Here is a 17420-nt window from a genome sequence, read left to right as displayed (position 1 = left end):
GGCCCATGAATTGACAGTTCCCTCCCTTGGGAGGGGTGCGTTAGGATTCTGTGTTGGCAGGGAGGTGTTTCTACGCCTTGATAACGATTAGGTATCTCGCTTAAACCCCTCCCTACACCCTCCCAGGGGAGGGAATCGCTCAATCCCCGCCCTTAAATTTCTCTAATTGTCTAATGCTGGTCTATTACTCTCAAGGGGGGAATTTAATCACTCGCATAAAAAGAGCCCGAAAACTTTTCAGTTTTCGGGCTCTTTTCTCTTCGCACTATCCAAAAGGCTGAATCTAATCGAACTTCAATTTATTAATATTTCAAGGTCGATCCGTTCCTGATCTCGTCTGAAGCTACTTTTACCAGCTTGTCATCAGGTTTCAGGTCGCCACCGAAGATCTCGATACTATCGCCATTACTCAGGCCTTTTTTAACATCAACCCAAACGGCCTTATGATCAACAACTTTTATCACAAACACCTTTTCGGTCGAAGTTGCTACGGCTGTTTTAGGTACAACATAAGTACTGTCGCCGGCAGGCAATGGTACACTTACTTCGGCAAACATGTGCGGGATCAGCTTTTTGTCTTTATTGTAAACGTCCATTTCTAAACGTTCGGCACGTAATTTTTCATCAAGCGCACCTGCTATACGTTTTACCTGGGCGGTAAATTTTTGGCTTGGCAAGGCTCTTACGGTAAAATTAACTTCACTTTTGTTGCTCAATGCGCCTGTGTAAATTTCAGGCACTGATACCACTAAACGTAAACGGCCCTGATCCTGAACTGTAAACAATGGATCGGTACTTTTTCCTCCTGGACCAACATAGGCACCCAAGTTAACGTTACGACTGGTGATCACGCCATCAAAAGGGGCGCGGATCTCCAGGTAAGCCAAATTAGCTGATACTTCTTTTAAGCCGGATTTAGCGGCATCAATATTGGCCTGATCGGCGTTCTTTTTAGCTTCGGCTTGCTCCAGGTCGTTTTGTGAAACAGTACCCGGCGTTTTGCTGGTGCTTACCAACCTGTCATAGGTGGCTTTGCTGGCAAAGTAAACCGCTTCAAATTGTTTAATGCGAGATTGCGCCGCAGCCAATTGCGAGTTAATTTCCGGCGCTTCAAGCACAGCCAATAACTGGCCCTGCTTAACTTCTGAACCGATATCAACCAAAAGCTTTTTAACATAGCTGTTGGTTTTGGCATACAGGTCAACTTGTTGGTAAGGGATCAGCTCACCAGGTATGGTGATGTTGCTGCTTAACCTGCCTTTGGTTACCGGCACAATTTGTACAGTGGGCGTTTCAACAGCTTCCTGTTGCTCCTGCTCTTCCTGTTGTTCTTTCTTTTCTTTATCATCCGAGTGGCAGGCACTCAATGAGCCTATTGCCATTGCTAAAACGGCAAGCAGCAGTATTGATTTATTTTTTAGCTTATTCATGGTGGTGCAAAGGGACATAAAATTTACTTTCTTTATCTTCCGGGTCTAATGAAACAGATTGAGTTGTGGCATTACCTTGTACCCAGGCAAAAACCAATGGTAATATCAGGAGCGCTGCAAAAGTTGAAGCGATAAGTCCGCCAATAACGGCGCGACCTAATGGTGATGTTTGATCACCACCTTCACCTAAGCCGGAAGCCATCGGGATCATACCTACAATCATGGCCAAACTGGTCATCAGGATAGGACGAAGACGTAACGCTACAGCTTCACGGGCCGACTTCAGTGCATCGCCGTTGTGTTTACGCAACTCTTCGGCATTGGTGATCAGTAGCACTGCGTTGGAAATAGATACACCCACCGACATGATCATACCCATGTATGATTGAAGGTTAAGTGTAGCGCCGGTGATTTTTACCAGCAGCAATGAACCAAACAAAACAGCCGGCACAGTTGATAATACCACCATCGACATTTTGAACGACTGGAAGTTTGCAGCCAGCATCAAAAAGATCACCAATACGGCTACCAATAAGCCCGATTGTAAGCTATTAAGCGTATCGGTAAGGGTTTGGCTCATACCATGCATCTCAACTGTTAAACCGCGCGGTGGTTTGCCTAATTCGTCAATGGCTTTCTGCACATCATTGGTTGCAGTACCCAAATCCTTTTTGTTGATGTTTGCCGTTACTGATAATGTTGGCACAGCGCCTACGTTATCGTTTTCGCCAAAGGTGGTACCTGTTTTAACATCAGCTACATCACCCAAAACCGGGCGGGCCTGGTTTGCCAGTACAGGGATCTCCTTAACATCATTCAAACTGGCCATCTGGTATTCTGGTACCTGTACCTGCACAAGGTAGCTTAAGTTTGATTTTTCATCAATCCAGTTATTCTTTTCGGTAAACCTTGATGATGAGGTTGAAGCTACCAATGAACGTGATATATCATTTAAACCTACCCCAAGCTGTGCGGCCCGTTGCCTGTCGATATTAATATCGATAGTTGGATAATTAAATGATTGACCTATCTGCACATCGCGCAGGTATTTGATATCTTTAAGTTTATTGATAACCTTAAAGGCATACTCAACATTTTGCTTTTTGTTTTTACCGGTAATAGCTACTTCAATAGGCGTTGGCGAACCCTGGCTCAGGATCTTATCAGTCAACTCAATCGGCTCAAATGATAGTTTAACGTTGGGTAACTGTTTTGCCATCTCGTGCCTGAATTTTTCCTTCAGGTCATCAAGATTAACCTTATAATCCTCCGTTAAACTCACCTGCATCACAGATTCCTGCGGACCAGCCATAAACAGATAGATAGGGTTGGTTGAGAATGATGAAGGGTGCGAGCCAACAAATGTCGAAGTTATAGCTATGTGGTTTTTACCCACAATATCGCCCAATATATGTTGCGCCTTAACAGCTATTAATTCCGTACGCTCTAAACGCGTACCATCAGCAGCCCGCAAACGTACCTGGAAGGTACCTGAGTTTACCTTAGGCAACACGTCACGGCCTATGATATTGAATAACAGGAAAGCAAGGCCAAAGGCAACGATTACATAAATCGTTACCAGTATCTTGCGGTTAGGCAACATGCGGTCCATTAGGCGCATGAAGCTATCCCTGAATTTGTCAAAGCGGGTTACCTCGTCGCCTGTATGTTCAAGGGCAGCCTTCATGGCTTTTTCTTTTTGTTCCCATGGCTCACCTTCATCCTCCAGTGCAAAACCATCTTTATGGCTGTGGTCTTCATGTTTGTTTACCATGATCCAGTTGGCCATGATTGGTACAAAGGTTTGCGCCAGGAAGTAAGATACGATCATCGAGAAACCGATAGCCAGCGCCAGCGGCAGGAACAATGCTCCCGGAATCCCGTTCATGGTAAATGCAGGTGCAAACACCGCCAGGATACAGAACAGGATCAACAATTTAGGGAACGCGATCTCCTTACAGGCATCCCAGATAGCCAAAGCTTTCGGCTTGCCCATATCAAAATGCTGGTGAATATTCTCAATTGTCACCGTCGACTCATCCACCAAAATACCTATCGCCAGCGAAAGCCCGCTAAGCGTCATAATATTGATGGTTTGGTGTGCCAGCGACAGGAAGAAAATAGCCGAGATAATACAGGTGGGGATAGTAAGGATCACGATAAGCGCCCCGCGTTTATCACCTAAAAACAGCAATACCATAAGCCCGGTAAGTACCGCCCCTATCGCGCCCTCTTCGGCCAAACTTTTTACCGCGTTAATTACATAAACCGACTGGTCAAACACGAACGACAGCTTCACATCATCGGGTAGTAAGGCCTGGAATTTTGGCAATGCTTTTTTCAGGTTTTGCACTACTTCCCAGGTTGAGGCCGTGGCCGATTTGGTGATTGGCAGGTAAACCGAACGCTTACCATTAATAAGTGCATAGCCGTTGGTGATATCGGCGCCATCTTCTATAGTGGCAACATCCTTCATAAATACGGTTTGGATCCCATTTTTATAAAGCGGGATATCTCCAAAATCCGGGATTTTCTTTATCGTGGTGTTTGAAGGTGCAAGGTAGTTGTAATCGCCTATACGCACGTTACCTGCCGGGGTGTTCTGGTTATTCTCGCGCAGGGCGGCCACGATCTGGTCGGGTGTTAAATTGTGCGAGCGTAACAGGTTTGGATCGACCTTAATCAGGATAGTACGCTGGTTACCACCAAAAGGAGCCGGCGCAACAAGGCCGGGGATTGAGGTAAATGACGAACGTACGTAAACCAAAGCATAATCGAGCAATTCGTTATTGCTTCGGGTAGCGCTGCTCAACACCAGCTGACCAACCGGCAGCGTTGAGGCATCAAAGCGCAAAATGAAGGGTGGCTGCGAGCCCTGGGGGAATGCGGCCTGCGCCCGGTTGGTGTAACTCGTGACCTCCGCCGCGGCCTGAGCCATGTTTGTGCCCTCGTAAAAAGTAACTTTTATTAATGTTAAGCCTTGTATGTTTTTTGTTTCGATGCTTTTTACGCCCGATACGAAAAGCAATAGGTTAACATATTGCTTACCAAAGTAAGCTTCCATTTGGTTTGGGGTGAAACCGCCGTATGGGTGCGATACATATATAACCGGCAGGTTCAGATCGGGAAATATATCGATCTTGATAGTCCGTACCGCATTTATACCGAAGAAGAACAGCCCGGCTACTATAACCAATATGGTAATTGGTTTTTGCAGCGCCCCTTTTATCATTCCCATTGTATATGTGTGTAACTGTTAAAAATTATTGATAAAAATCCCGAAATCGCCGGTAGCTGCTGATTTGAACAGCAGCGCCTGCCATACATTGTTCAGGGCTATGTATTTGTCAACCTCGGCCCGGTTAAGGGTATAAAGCGCCTGTGTAAAATCAACTATATTTGATAGTCCGTTTTTGTACAGTGTATATTTTTGAATGTAAGCGTTGTTAGCGGCCGATACTTCAACCGGTACCTCGTTTACATTTTTAAGGGCATTGCTTATGCGTGTTTCGGCCAGGGTACGCTGCGCTTCCAGTTGCTTATCAACCAGTTCGTAGTCGTTTTTCAATTGCTCTGAAGTGAACTTTTGCGATTGAACCTGGTAGTGCGTCCTGAAAACGTTTGTAAAGTTCCAAATCATGCCAATACCAAACAGATAGTTATAACGGGTTGGATCAACACCTGCACCATAGCTGCCGGTATAGCTTGATTGATCAACGCCATAATCCGACTTAAAGCCCGATCCCCTGCCCTGGTAAACACCAAACAAGCTAAAGGTTGGCAAGGCGAAAGTGCGGAGATATTTAGCCTGCTGATCGCTCACGTTTACCCTGTTTTGATAGAATTTCAAAGTTGGATGATCGGTCGCGGCAACAGCACTTAACGCTTCCAGGTTATTGGGCTGCCTGGTAATGAAAGCGCTATCCAATTGAAATTCCTGCGCGGGTATCCCTAAATAAATAGATAGCTGATTACTTTGGTCCTGCACGGCTTGCTGTGAGTTGGTAAGCGCTATTTTGGCATTAGATACCTCGGCATTGGCCAATGATGAATCCACGCCCGGATTTAAACCGTTCTTTACGCGGGCAACTACTACCTTTTGCAGTTCCATCGCACGGTTGAGGTTATCCTGCTGTGCTTTGGCAAGTTGCTGAGCCGCAAGGAGGTTTAAGTAAGTAGCAGCAACACGTACCTGGTGCTGAAATTGCTCCTGTGCAAGATCTGTTTCATCGCGCGATACGATGGTTTTCTGTACGCCGATCCTTTGCTTTGATCTGCCGAAGGCGAAAAAGTCCCAGCTAACGTTGGTTAAATAGAGGGCCCCAAAAGCGGCATTCCAGTTCTGTTTGGCCAAAGCTGGCCCCGATGAGGATACCGACAAGCCACGGTAACCATACGATGGTCCGTTTTGGCCGTTCACTGTTCCGTAGTCCTGCTGCGCGGAGAAATTTACATCCGGCAGATACTCCGTTTTTGTTTCTTTGAGGTATGCCTTAGAGGCGTTAAGCTGGTTTGCCTTCGACTTGATGGAAGCATAGTTAGCAAGGGCCATTTGTTCAGCATCCTTAATGGAAAGGACTTTTTGCTGAGCTTGTACGTGTAAGACATATGAAACACTCAAAAAAAACAGGAGTAATTTTTTTGAATTTGTGTTTAACATGAGGTGTATTTTATACACGGCAAATGTATATCTATATGATTCATGAAAAAAATGAATTAATTTTGTGTAAATCATTAGCAAAACTAATAATGAATATTGCACTACATCATTTCAGGTTAGTTGATACTATTTCAAAAGAGGGTTCGCTGACCAAAGCAGCAAGCGCTTTACACCTAACTCAATCGGCCCTGAGCCACCAGTTAAAAGAGCTGGAAAAGGAACTGGATATAGAGGTGTTCCATCGCCAGGGAAAGAAGCTTCAGCTTACCGAAGTGGGTTATCGTTTTCTACGAAGTTCGGAAAAAATATTGGCCGAAATACGCACCCTTGAAGAAGATATTAACAACTATAAAAATGGCAAAACAGGCAAGCTCAATATCAGTATGCAGTGTTATACAGCGTACCACTGGCTGCCTGGTGTAATTAAGGATTTCAAGAGCCAATGGCCTGATATTAACATAAATATAGTTTCGGATGCCAGCCGCCGACCGCTCGAATACCTCATGCGTGGCGACCTTGACCTGGGTATTGTGCGCACCCAAATGGTGAACACACAAATCGTTTATGAACCCATTTTTGAAGACCGCCTGATATGCATTTTACCGGCCGATCATCCGCTTGCAAAAAAGGCCGTTATTGACATCTGCGACTTCCAGGATCAGGAGTTAATTCTGGCCCTTTATGACCCCTCTTACCAGGAGACTCCGGTCATCGAAACGCTGATCCAGGAGCAGCATGTAAAGCCCAAAACACTTAACCGGATCCACTATACTGATGCCACTATTGAGATGGTAAATGCAGGCCTCGGAATAAGCGTTATGGCCGACTGGATAGTGAAGCCATACCTCCCCGGTAAACACATTGTTACAAAACCATTACATCACAGTATAGCAAAACGCACGTGGTATGCCGCTACTTGTAAGGATACACCGGTAATTCAAAACTTTTTGAGCTGTTTAAAAAACCATTTCTGCAAAACCGAGCTACTATGTAATAATGTTGAAGAGGTTGCTACTTACCCCGAACTGCGTGCGATATAGCATGCTGCTACTTTCTATATTTATACTCAACGGCCTTCATGCACAGGTTGCATTAAGGCCGTTTCCGCAACATTGTAAGTATACTTCCGGTACAATCAAGCCCAATCACCTCAATCAGCAACAGTTGGATAGGCAGGTAACCAGTTTTTACGATCAATGGAAACACAGGTATATAAAACCGGGCTGCGATAAAGAACAGTTTTATGTTTGGTTTGAAAAGCCCGGGAAAGAGTGCGTATCCGAAGGGCAGGGTTACGGTATGGTGATTACCGCGCTAATGGCCGGGTATGATAAACAGGCAAAAACCGTTTACGACGGCTTGTATAATTATTACAAAGCTCATCCGGCCAAAGCATCCCCTTATTTAATGGCCTGGGCCCAGCTAAAGAACTGTAAAAACCACGACCGGGATGCCGCCACCGATGGTGATATAGATATCGCATATTCCCTTCTGTTAGCTGATAAGCAATGGGGAAGCAAAGGCCATATCAACTACCTGCAGGAAGCCAGGATCGCGATGGCGGCAATTATGCACTATGAAATCAATCCTAAAACGTTTTCTGTTTTATTAAGCGATGGCAGCGACGGAGATAGCGAAGATTATTATGATATGCGCGCTTCTGATTTTATGCCTGCCAACTTTAAAGCATTTGAAAGTGCCTCAAAAACCGGTAAATGGCAGAAAGTCATTGATAACAACTACCGCTTATTCGGCTATCTGCAAAAAAACTACAGCCCGGATGCAGGCCTGGTGCCCGATTTTATCAGAGGAATAAAGACTAAAGCCCGGCCTGCTCAGCCCAACTACATGGAGTCAAAGTATGATGGTTATTATAATTACAATGCATGTCGTGTTCCATGGCGCATAACAACTGATTATTTATTATATGGCGATAAGCGCGCAAAAGCTTTTGTAAACCCGATAAACCGATGGATCAAAGAAACTACCAACGGCGACCCTGATAATATTTCGGCAGGGTATACGCTTGAAGGAAATGATATTAAAGGGCGATACTTTGAAGCATTGAGTTTTATTGCTCCCTTTACGGTATCTGCCATGGTCGACAAAAGTAATCAGCAGTGGCTTAACAAGGTATGGGACTATCTCGTGGCTTTTAAACTGAAGGATTATGATTATTACGATAATACTATCAAAATGTTGGATATGATTATTGTGAGTGGGAATTATTGGAAGGTGGAATAGCGCCTCCAACTGTTCATGTCATTGCGAGCGTAGTGTGGCAATCGCACGGAGGCAAGGCCGCTCTGTATAGTATACGATTGCCACACTACGCTCGCAATGACATGGTTTTAATTACTCATAATCCAACAACATTTCCGCCGCCCTTAAACCACTGGTAAGCGCAGCCTCAACGGTCCCCATAGCTATACCCTCATATAAATATTCGCCTGCAAAAAACAAGGTATCGCCTATTGGATGACTCAAAATCTTCCTTGCTTCAGCCGTTTCTGTGGTATCGTAGCTGTATGATCCGCGCGAAAATGGATCGGCTGTCCAGTTGATTACATTCCAGGTAAGGAGTTTTTCTTTCAGCTTCGCGATATCTATCTTAAAGATATTCGAGATAGAACCAAGGGCTTCTATCAGCATATCTTCATCGCTTGTATTTATACGGGCTGCAGCGGGTGGCCCGCCAAGCCAACCGGTAAGCAGCGGGCGATGTACAGGCATCTGGGTCCACCAAACGGGTATGACCTCGTTTGAAAACAGAAAGCCCATATCTTCGAGATCGGCACCGGTCATTTTCCGGGTTTCATCGCTGTACCAAAACGCTTCGTCAAATTCAAGCAAAACTTTGATCACCGCACCAAAGCCAAGCGATTTCAACGCATTAATATAATAATCAACCGGGGGATCAAAACTCAGGGTGCCTTTCAGTCCCGCTTCGGCCTGTAAAATTCCAAGCGGTACAGCAATCAGCAATTGTCGGGCCTGATAGGTTATCCCTATGTCTGTGCTTACCGTAACATGATGTTGGCCCCAGTCAATGTCTTTTGCAACGGCATTTAGGTAGATATGCCCACCTCCCTGTTTAAATTCATCTGCCAGGTGGCTGATCAACCGGCAATAACCACCTTCCACACGGTATTGCGCATCTTCGTGCTCATTTTGCCATTCTTTACGGATAGAAAAGGCGCTGGCTTTTTTTGGATCGGCGTTGTCATAGCCAGATACATATCCTCTCACTGATTCACGGAGACCTGCATACTTTTCGCCCGAAAATTCCTGTTGCAGGAACGCTTCAATACTCATGTCATGCTTCAGCTGCATAATGCTTTCCAGAAATTCGTCCCAATGTTCAATAACGTGCCCTTCGGCTATAAACTTCCCATCTTCATATTTCCACATAGAGGCCGAGGCCGGATTATATTTAATGCCGGCTTCATTAAGCAAGCTTTGGGTTATGGGTAAATCACCATGAATAAATTCGGCGCCCAGCTCTGCAGGTTCTAAAGATGTACCATGTTCCAGCGTATGGATCCGACCTCCAAGTCGGTTACGCCCTTCAAGCAATACAATATTCTTCCCAGCTTTGGCAAGCGTACGGGCGGCCATCAAGCCGGCTGCTCCTCCTCCAATGATAATTACATCTGTATTTTCCATATGTAAAATGCGTTGAGCAAGATAAGCAGATTTTTAAAGCTCCGCCTGTATGACAAGTCATTCTTAAACAAAATTTAACTTTGAAAACAGAACGCGGCACAAGTCCCCCCAACCACTATCCAAACACACAAGACTTGCGCCAAAGACAAAAAGCAAAGGCTCAAAGCCGCTAAGAAAAAATCTTTGCGTCTTCGCGCCTTTGCGAGAATATTAAGTTTAAAAAGTTTTACGGTAGCGTTATCACCTGCTTATCCAAATTCCAGCCTTCAAGTAATATCGTTGGTTTTACCATGCCCAATTTGGCTACAGGAGCGCTAACGGATACCGTGATGCTTTCACGCGGCGCCAAGCTAAAGTAATTGCCTGTCCAGTAGCTTGGCATTACCTCCTCACCGTTTTTCATCAATTGCGGGCGGACAAAAAATGCCAGTTGATTGGAGTTATTGGTGAACTGCATAGTCCATTTATTTTCACTTACTCCTTTTTCAGCTTTGATCACTTTGCCTTGTACCTGCGCATGTTTCATATCATTCAATGATGTAAAGTCATCAGTGGCCGATAACCAGTAAACATTATGTGATACATTTTTGCCTGTGGCATTAGTTAAGTTTAATACAACAAAGCTTACGCCTTTGGTATTGGCAAGTGCATCTTTGAGCTGGATCACTTCCTTAACTCCGGTTTGTGCTAATCCTACATTGCCAACCTTTTCTGATTTTATCAGTTTACTGTTGATATCATAAATATCGGCCGTTGCAGCTAAGCTGCCTGTTGCATGGTGCGTACGGTTGATGACAGCTATCGACGAATTATCATAATTATATTGAATGTGAACAGGTTCGCAAGCATTTTGCATTGTATAGTAGCCTGCGTTAGGTTCAAGGTACCAATCGTAGATCTGCCATATTACACTTGGCAAGGCCGCATTTAACTTCCAGAGCATTACGCCGCCGGTTTCGTTCAGTTTATGACCATCGGCTTCAAAAATACCCTGGTAGCCTACGGCGTTCATGAGCTGCATCTTGTCCGAAAAATTAACGATGCTACTTGGTTTGCCATACCTTTTGGTCATTTCTTCATAATACTTATCATATTTACCGGCTCCGGTTGCCGCGTCATGGTAGCCCCATGAATTATTAAGCGGGAATGGCAAATTTGTATCCCAAACCAAATTAGGGATGATCTTTGGCAGGGTAGTATAAGGCGGCTGCGACGGTAAGCCTGTTTCATCCTTAAATACCCAATCCTTAGCATCATCGGCCAGCTTATAATAGTCTTTAGGATCCTTCCACTCGTACGGGCCACCGCTGTAAACACCCGATGGCATCTCATCAGGCCACGAGCCCTTCCAGCCGGCAGGCAGTTTGGCAAAACCCGATGAACTTGGAATGAACGGACGCGTACCATCTAAAGTGATGATATCATTACGCATTACATCATATAGCTCTTTACGGGCATGGCCTTCGTTCCCTCCTGTCCATACCAATAAACTCGGATGGTTACGGATGCGATAGATGGTACTTTCTACGTTTTTGATGAATACGTTACCTGCCAGCGGCCAATCAGGCGAACCTTTAAATTCGCCCTGGGTATCGCCGGTGATCCAAAAATCCGACCATACCATCTGCCCGTATTTATCGGCAGCATTCCAGAAAGCGTCCGGCTCAGTAACGCCACCGCCCCAAATACGTACCAGGTTAACATTAGCATTGCGGCACAGGTGCATCTCATAATCATAACGGGCCGAATCGCGGTTCACCATCATATCCGGTACCCAGGCGCCACCTACCAAATGCACTTCCTTCCCATTAACATAAAACTTACGGCGTACAAAACCATTGGCTGTAGTTTCGGCTTTTGAGGCCACCTTGCGGATGCCAAATACAAAAGTGGTATCGTCACTTACAGTATTCCCTTCAGCGTACTGCATACGGATCCGGTATAAGTTTGCTTTACCATAACCGTTAGGCCACCATAATTTAGGCTGATGGATTATCAGCTGGCTAATCTTATCGGCATTTAAGTCGACCGCTTTTTCGGCACCGGCTGGTACAACCACAGACTGGCTAAACTGAACCGGTACGCCTGCAAAATTTTCGGGCTTTATACTGATGGTGAGTTTACCACCACGCGTTGCAGTTGTATTGTTTGTTAATGTCAGGTTTAATGAAAGCTTTGCTATGCCGGTATCGGGCAGGTTTGGCAGATCAGTAACCAGTTTTGGCCTGCTAATAGTCACGGCACCGCTTGTACGCAGAAAAACCGGCTGCCAGATCCCCATATTACGGTCGCGCACGGGCGGGATCCAATCCCATCCTGATGAGCAAAGCATAGTTACGTTTTTGCCGATATCACCCGTTGGCCCCCCATTTTCATAAAACGGACCGAGGGCTTTCAACTGCTCCTTTGCAGGATATCCCGGATAATCAAGCGGATAAATTTTTACGGCAAGGGCATTTTCAGCACCAGCTTTAACTATATTGCTTACATCAAGGTTATGTTCAGCAAACATACCAGCCATCTGGGTACTGTCGGCAATTTGCTTGCCGTTAAGCCATACAGCTGCCCGGTAGTTGATACCTTTAAAGATCAATTGGAAACGACGGCCTTTATCTGCGGCAGGCACTTTAAAAGTAGTGCGGTACCAGTATGGTTTTTTCCAGGGATTAGGGTCATTGGGTAAATGACTGTATTGTTCCAGGTTATATTCTTTATTAAACTGATCGGAGGCATCAGGGATCAGCATATTATTAAGGCCCTGGTATGGGTCTGGATAAATGTGATTGGCCACCAGTCCGGTGAGTACTGTAGATGGTACTTTTACAGGAAACCAGTATACCGGCGAGTGGTATTGTGTATTGGAAAGTTCAGTGCCTGGTGCACTTACCAAAGCCGATGATTGCAGATCGAAATTGCTTAATTTAACTTGTTTTACAACTCCTGATTGTGCCGAAACAATGGCGGGCAAAACACAGGCTGCCATAACACTTAAAGCAGAGCGGATACTTTTGTTCATTTAGTATATCAATAAATAAGTATGGCAAAACTACTTAACATACAACCAGATACAGCGGTACTTATTTATCAATTTATTGTACAAATGATACGTTTTGGGGCTTTAGTAATCAATTTACCAGTTTCTTATCAAGACAACCTCTGTCCTTGTTAAAACGGTTAATGAAACCCTACTTCTTGATTGTTTTATTCTGCAGTACAATAATTGGCTCGTACATATCCCAGTTGGGTTTATAATCCTTTTGGTTCATCAGGCCCTGCGCCCCTACTGAAAAATTGCCCAAAACCAGATCAGTATCGCCATCGCCATCAATATCACCGGCTTCCATCGAAATCCAACGGCCTAATAAATTAACCGGAACCTCGTGTACTTTAAACTTTCCCGGACTAACCTGCTCGTGATAGGTAAAACCTTCGGTAGGATGATATTTATAATCAGGAAAGAAAGCTATTACAGCAAGATCAAGATCTCCATCCTTATCAAAATCGGCGGCTATTGCTTTGGAGCAGCCGTTGATATGGTAAAAGTAGGTTTGTATAAATTTCCAGTTGCCTTGATTGGTAAATATATAAACTCCATGATAGGGCTTAAATATAGGCGAGTAATCATTGTTATCGCCGCAGGTATATACAATGTCGAGTTTGCCGTCATTGTTAACATCCACCAACTGGAAACTGCTCGACCCATATACAGATGGAAAACGTATGATATTTTGGGTAGTAAATCCTCCCTTTTTATCGTTCAGAAACAGCCAGATCCCTTCATCGGCCTGGGCAAACAGGCAGGCAATATCAGGCCAGCCATCGCTGTTAAAATCGCCGGTATAAACTATTTCAGGACCAGGAACTGCACGGATGATCTTTCTTTTGAATGTATGATTAGTTTGTTGCTGTAATAGGAACAAACCACCCCGGTCGCGGCCAAAACCGCAACTAACATAATCCATCAGGCCATCTTTGTTAAAGTCGGCCGCCGCACTTTTAACCGGGCGTGGCAGACTATCGGCCATTAGGGTGGTATCTTTTGATTTCTTGTCGAGATTAATATGTGTTAAGGTTCCTTTGAGTTGATCATTAGGCGGAAGTATCCCGATGCAGGTAACTACGACGCTGTTAGGTTCGGTTGCCGATTGATAAAAGGTAGCATCGGTTATTGGCGAATGGAATTTTTTTATCAGGGTAGCTGTAAGGTCACTATTCCAGCGGTAAAGCTTATTGCCGGCATCTCCTGCATAAAAGTGCTTATCAACATCATTAAACTTAACCATGGTGGTCATGGCCTCCCCTGATTTTGTGTCAACATTAACAGGTCTTTTCACCGAAAATATAGCCGAATCGAGTAAAGCATCCGGTTTGGGAATTTTTAGTTTTTTGGGTGAGGCGTACTTATAGTACACAACAATCTTTGTCCAGTCAGCAAGAGACAGCGTGGCCCCCGGACCTGCTATATACTGGTCCATAAAGGAGCGCATGCCAAGTTTTGCTCCCATGGCCGGTAATATGTGCTTGTCCCAGGTGGCACTATCCAGTAAAGAAGCATCGGGTGGTTCATGGCAGCTGCCGCAATGTTGGAACGCCGTTTTTTTAGCGTCGGCCAAAAGTTCTTCGTCGCTCGGTTCATTATCGCCGCAACTATTCAATGCGGCAATAACAACAGCTGCGAATATTATAGTCAGCAACAATACGTTTCGTTTTATTATGCTCACCCCTCCTGCTTTCCTCATACAGTTCGGTATCGCTTTACTTTTTGGTGTGATTTTCAAGCATTATCAATGGCAGGTGCTGGTCCCAATTAGGTTTAAAACCATCCTGGAACATAAAACCATCTGCATAATTACCTAATACAATGTCGGGTTTGCCGTCCTTATTCAAATCTGCAATTTCCATGCACATCCAGTGGCCAAGCTTGCTAATTGGCAAAGCGTGGGGCTTAAAGTCTAAAGGTTTAGCCTGTTCAAAGTAAACAAACTCTTCGGCAGGCGTATTTTTCATATCGGCAAAGAAAGCTATCGTAGCAATATCGATATCTCCATCACCATCAAAATCGGTGGCAATGGCTTTAGTACAACCATTTATAGGGTAAAACCAGCGTTGTTTAAAGTTCCAGTCGCCCGTGTTGGTAAAAATGTATAAGCCGTGGTAAGGTTTCAGAATCCTCGAATCACGGTAGTTGTAGCCGCAGGTTAGTACCAGGTCAAGTTTGCCGTCATGATCCATATCAACCAATTGAAAACTGCTTGAACCATAAACCGGCGGAAAATATAGCAGGTTCCGGGTTGTAAATCCTCCTTTTTGATCATTCAACAACAACCAAAGGCCTTCATCGCCGCTTCCGGTTAACAGCATTACATCTGTCCAGCCATCGTTGTTAAAATCGCCGGCTAAAGCTTGTGCAGCGCCCGGCTTGTCATAAATGGTTTGTTGCTCATACGTATGATCCTTATTTTGCTTAAGCAGGTAAACGCCTCCTTTAAATTTGCCCTGACCGCAAACTACAACATCCTGCAAACCGTCCTTATTAAAATCGCCTGTTATTGTGCCAACAGGCCGGGGCAAATCAGATGCAATGTAAGTTTGCTCGTTATTAACATGCTGCGCATCAAGGTTCACTTTAACTACTTTACCATTCGGAAAATCAACCGGTGCCATACGCCCAATACAGGCGAAAAAGCCTATATTATTCCCGGCACTATCCTTGTCAAAACTAACCCCAACTGCGGCTGATGGAAATTTGGCGAGGGAGTCCATTTTTAAATTACTGTCCCAGGTATACAATTTTTCATCCACAGCGTCGGCACTATACATACGCCCTGTAGCTGCATTGGCAGCAAGCATAGTAGTAAAAGCGGTATAACCTACCCGTGCAGGCTTTTTAAGTGTAAAACCAGCCCAATCATTTATTAATGGGATTGGCTTTTTAGCCGGCAGCAAGGTGTCGGGTGCAGCTTTTTTATAATAATCTAAAATGGCTGTCCATTCGGCAATAGTGGCGCCGGTAGTATCAAGCGGATTATCCTTATAGTATGACGAACCGCCATAAGTTGAAATATGCAGCAGCGGGGCCATATTAACCAGCGTGTGGTTAAGCCAAACATCCTTAGGTAATGCATCAACAGGCACTAACGAGTGGCAGCGGGTACACTTTAATTGTACCAGGTTTTTACCATCAACTATCACATCGCCGGTAAATTTATAAGGTTGATATGCCGGTTTCCGCTTGCAGCTATTGATGAGCGTTAAACCGGCTAATATTGCAGAAAATGAAAAAAGGTATGATATGGTTAATAAGCTTTTTTTTAAATTCATAAAATAGCTCAGCCCTTAATTTTTAAGTTTTAATTTTTTCCAGATATATTCGCCTACCTGTTTGCCCTGTACAGCGCCCTGATTAACGCTGTTCCGGAAGTGGATGCCGCCGTAAAACCTGCTTATTGAAGTTTCGTCGGCAGCTTTCAAAAATGAGTCGAAATGGCGCTGCATGCCTATGTAACGCAGATCGCTGGTATCCTGATAGGCAAAGTTATCGCCAAATAAATGCGTAAGCACCACAGCCGAGGCCCCACTGATATCGCTGTGGCCGCTCGGATACTCGGGGAATGGTGGTGTTTGCAGCATTGGCAACCAGTCGTGGTCAATTTTATCATTGATAATGGTTACCGGTCTTATATAATTAGTTTCATACTTAACCTGCCAGCCGCAAATAAAAGCATCAAACAAAGCTATTGAGGTAAGTGCATAAGCCTGCGCAGTTTTTACAACATCAGCATGGGTTTGCTTGCAGGCAATTGCGGTTATGCCGATCCAGTGACCGCCCGGGGTGATTTTCTTGTTAGCAAACATCATGTGGCCATTATGCTCAATAACAAAAGGATTATCATCCCAAAACTTTGCAATAGTTTTTTGCTCGGGCGTAATGTTTTTGCTTTGGTTATACACCTCCATTGTTTGTCTAAAATACTCGCTGTTTTTATCCTCGCTAAAAGCAGGTGGCGGAGGCAAAGGGAACATGGTTGAGGTGTCAACGGCGAAAGTATGCATAGTACCCCAGCAAAACTCAACACCATCCAGGTAATCGGGAGGAGTAGGATGCCAGTTACCCGGATTATCGTTGCCCAAAAACCTTGGCTTGCCACGGGTTTGGGGATAATTATCAACTGCTGCTCTTTTTAAGATGTACTTGCCAATTTTTTCGCCAAATGCCATTGAGCGGGCATAGGTTGAATCATCCATGTTGTCTTTATACATGGCGTAAACCTTGGCCTCATATTTTTTGAGCGAATCGATAGAGAAGGTAACCTTATGAGCTACTGCAAAAAACGCTGATGTAGCCGCAAGCGTATAATTATACTTTACCCCTGCCTTTGGTTCGGGAGGTTTACCAAAGCCCCGCAGCTGAGCTGTAATTGAATTGTATCCGGGATTAGAATAACGTATTGCCTCATAAGCAGCCAGCGAGGTATATCCATAAATACGGCTTGCTACGGGAGGGCTGAACACATCATAAATAATAACCTGCGTAAGCTGATCAATGTTGTTATGTATAACATCAGCATCTTTCATCATCGGTGTTTTTTTAGGCTTACTACCGCAACCTAAAACAAGGGCACAACCCGCAACGGCTATAAATATTTTAAAGCATCTCATTTATA

At 44.6% G+C, this 17420-nt stretch carries 10 protein-coding genes; 2 read left to right on the top strand and 8 right to left on the bottom strand.

The genetic code is table 11. From position 1 onward, the window contains the following. Positions 1-302: 302 nt before the first annotated feature. The 3 genes from IEX80_RS12055 to IEX80_RS12045 are packed head-to-tail and all read right to left on the bottom strand — an operon-like array spanning position 303 to position 6090. Positions 303-1430 (bottom strand): efflux RND transporter periplasmic adaptor subunit, encoded by a 1128-nt coding sequence (locus IEX80_RS12055; protein WP_176623177.1) that lies wholly within the window; start codon positions 1428-1430, stop codon positions 303-305. Then, a complete protein-coding gene (locus IEX80_RS12050) occupies positions 1423-4668 on the bottom strand; it encodes an efflux RND transporter permease subunit (RefSeq protein ID WP_188833040.1) in 3246 nt (1081 codons plus the stop codon). The genes IEX80_RS12055 and IEX80_RS12050 overlap by 8 nt, the downstream gene beginning before the upstream one ends. A gap of 18 nt (positions 4669-4686) precedes the next feature. Then, the gene (locus tag IEX80_RS12045; RefSeq protein ID WP_176623173.1) at positions 4687-6090 is read right to left on the bottom strand and encodes a TolC family protein; all 1404 of its coding nucleotides are present in this window, start codon (positions 6088-6090) and stop codon (positions 4687-4689) included. 89 nt (positions 6091-6179) lie between these two features. Between IEX80_RS12045 and IEX80_RS12040 the strand changes: the two genes are divergently transcribed. Together IEX80_RS12040 and IEX80_RS12035 are read left to right on the top strand one after the other, a co-directional pair. Further along, positions 6180-7130: a LysR family transcriptional regulator gene (locus IEX80_RS12040; RefSeq protein ID WP_188833039.1), complete on the top strand. Its 951-nt coding sequence runs from the start codon at positions 6180-6182 to the stop codon at positions 7128-7130. A 1-nt stretch (position 7131) separates the two neighbouring features. Further along, a complete protein-coding gene (locus tag IEX80_RS12035; protein WP_188833038.1) occupies positions 7132-8334 on the top strand; it encodes a family 8 glycosyl hydrolase in 1203 nt (400 codons plus the stop codon). A gap of 111 nt (positions 8335-8445) precedes the next feature. On the opposite strand, the gene IEX80_RS12030 is transcribed toward IEX80_RS12035, so the two are convergent. From IEX80_RS12030 to IEX80_RS12010, 5 genes are all read right to left on the bottom strand, one after another. Then, positions 8446-9765 (bottom strand): flavin monoamine oxidase family protein, encoded by a 1320-nt coding sequence (locus IEX80_RS12030; RefSeq protein WP_354437284.1) that lies wholly within the window; start codon positions 9763-9765, stop codon positions 8446-8448. Between the two features lie 217 nt (positions 9766-9982). Further along, positions 9983-12772 (bottom strand): glycoside hydrolase family 2 protein, encoded by a 2790-nt coding sequence (locus IEX80_RS12025; RefSeq protein WP_188833037.1) that lies wholly within the window; start codon positions 12770-12772, stop codon positions 9983-9985. 169 nt (positions 12773-12941) lie between these two features. After that, positions 12942-14495: an FG-GAP repeat domain-containing protein gene (locus IEX80_RS12020; protein ID WP_188833036.1), complete on the bottom strand. Its 1554-nt coding sequence runs from the start codon at positions 14493-14495 to the stop codon at positions 12942-12944. A gap of 16 nt (positions 14496-14511) precedes the next feature. Continuing rightward, complete coding sequence (locus IEX80_RS12015; protein WP_188833035.1) at positions 14512-16077, bottom strand: FG-GAP repeat domain-containing protein; 1566 nt, start codon at positions 16075-16077, stop codon at positions 14512-14514. Between the two features lie 15 nt (positions 16078-16092). Beyond that, positions 16093-17415, bottom strand: coding sequence for a vanadium-dependent haloperoxidase (locus IEX80_RS12010; protein WP_090531535.1), 1323 nt, complete (start codon positions 17413-17415; stop codon positions 16093-16095). Positions 17416-17420 lie beyond the last annotated feature (5 nt).

This window comes from Mucilaginibacter rubeus, from assembly GCF_014643835.1.
In the GTDB taxonomy this organism is placed as follows: Bacteria; Bacteroidota; Bacteroidia; order Sphingobacteriales; family Sphingobacteriaceae; genus Mucilaginibacter; species Mucilaginibacter rubeus.
Note: the sequence above shows the minus strand (reverse complement) of the source record. Positions and strands in the feature narration are given on the sequence as shown.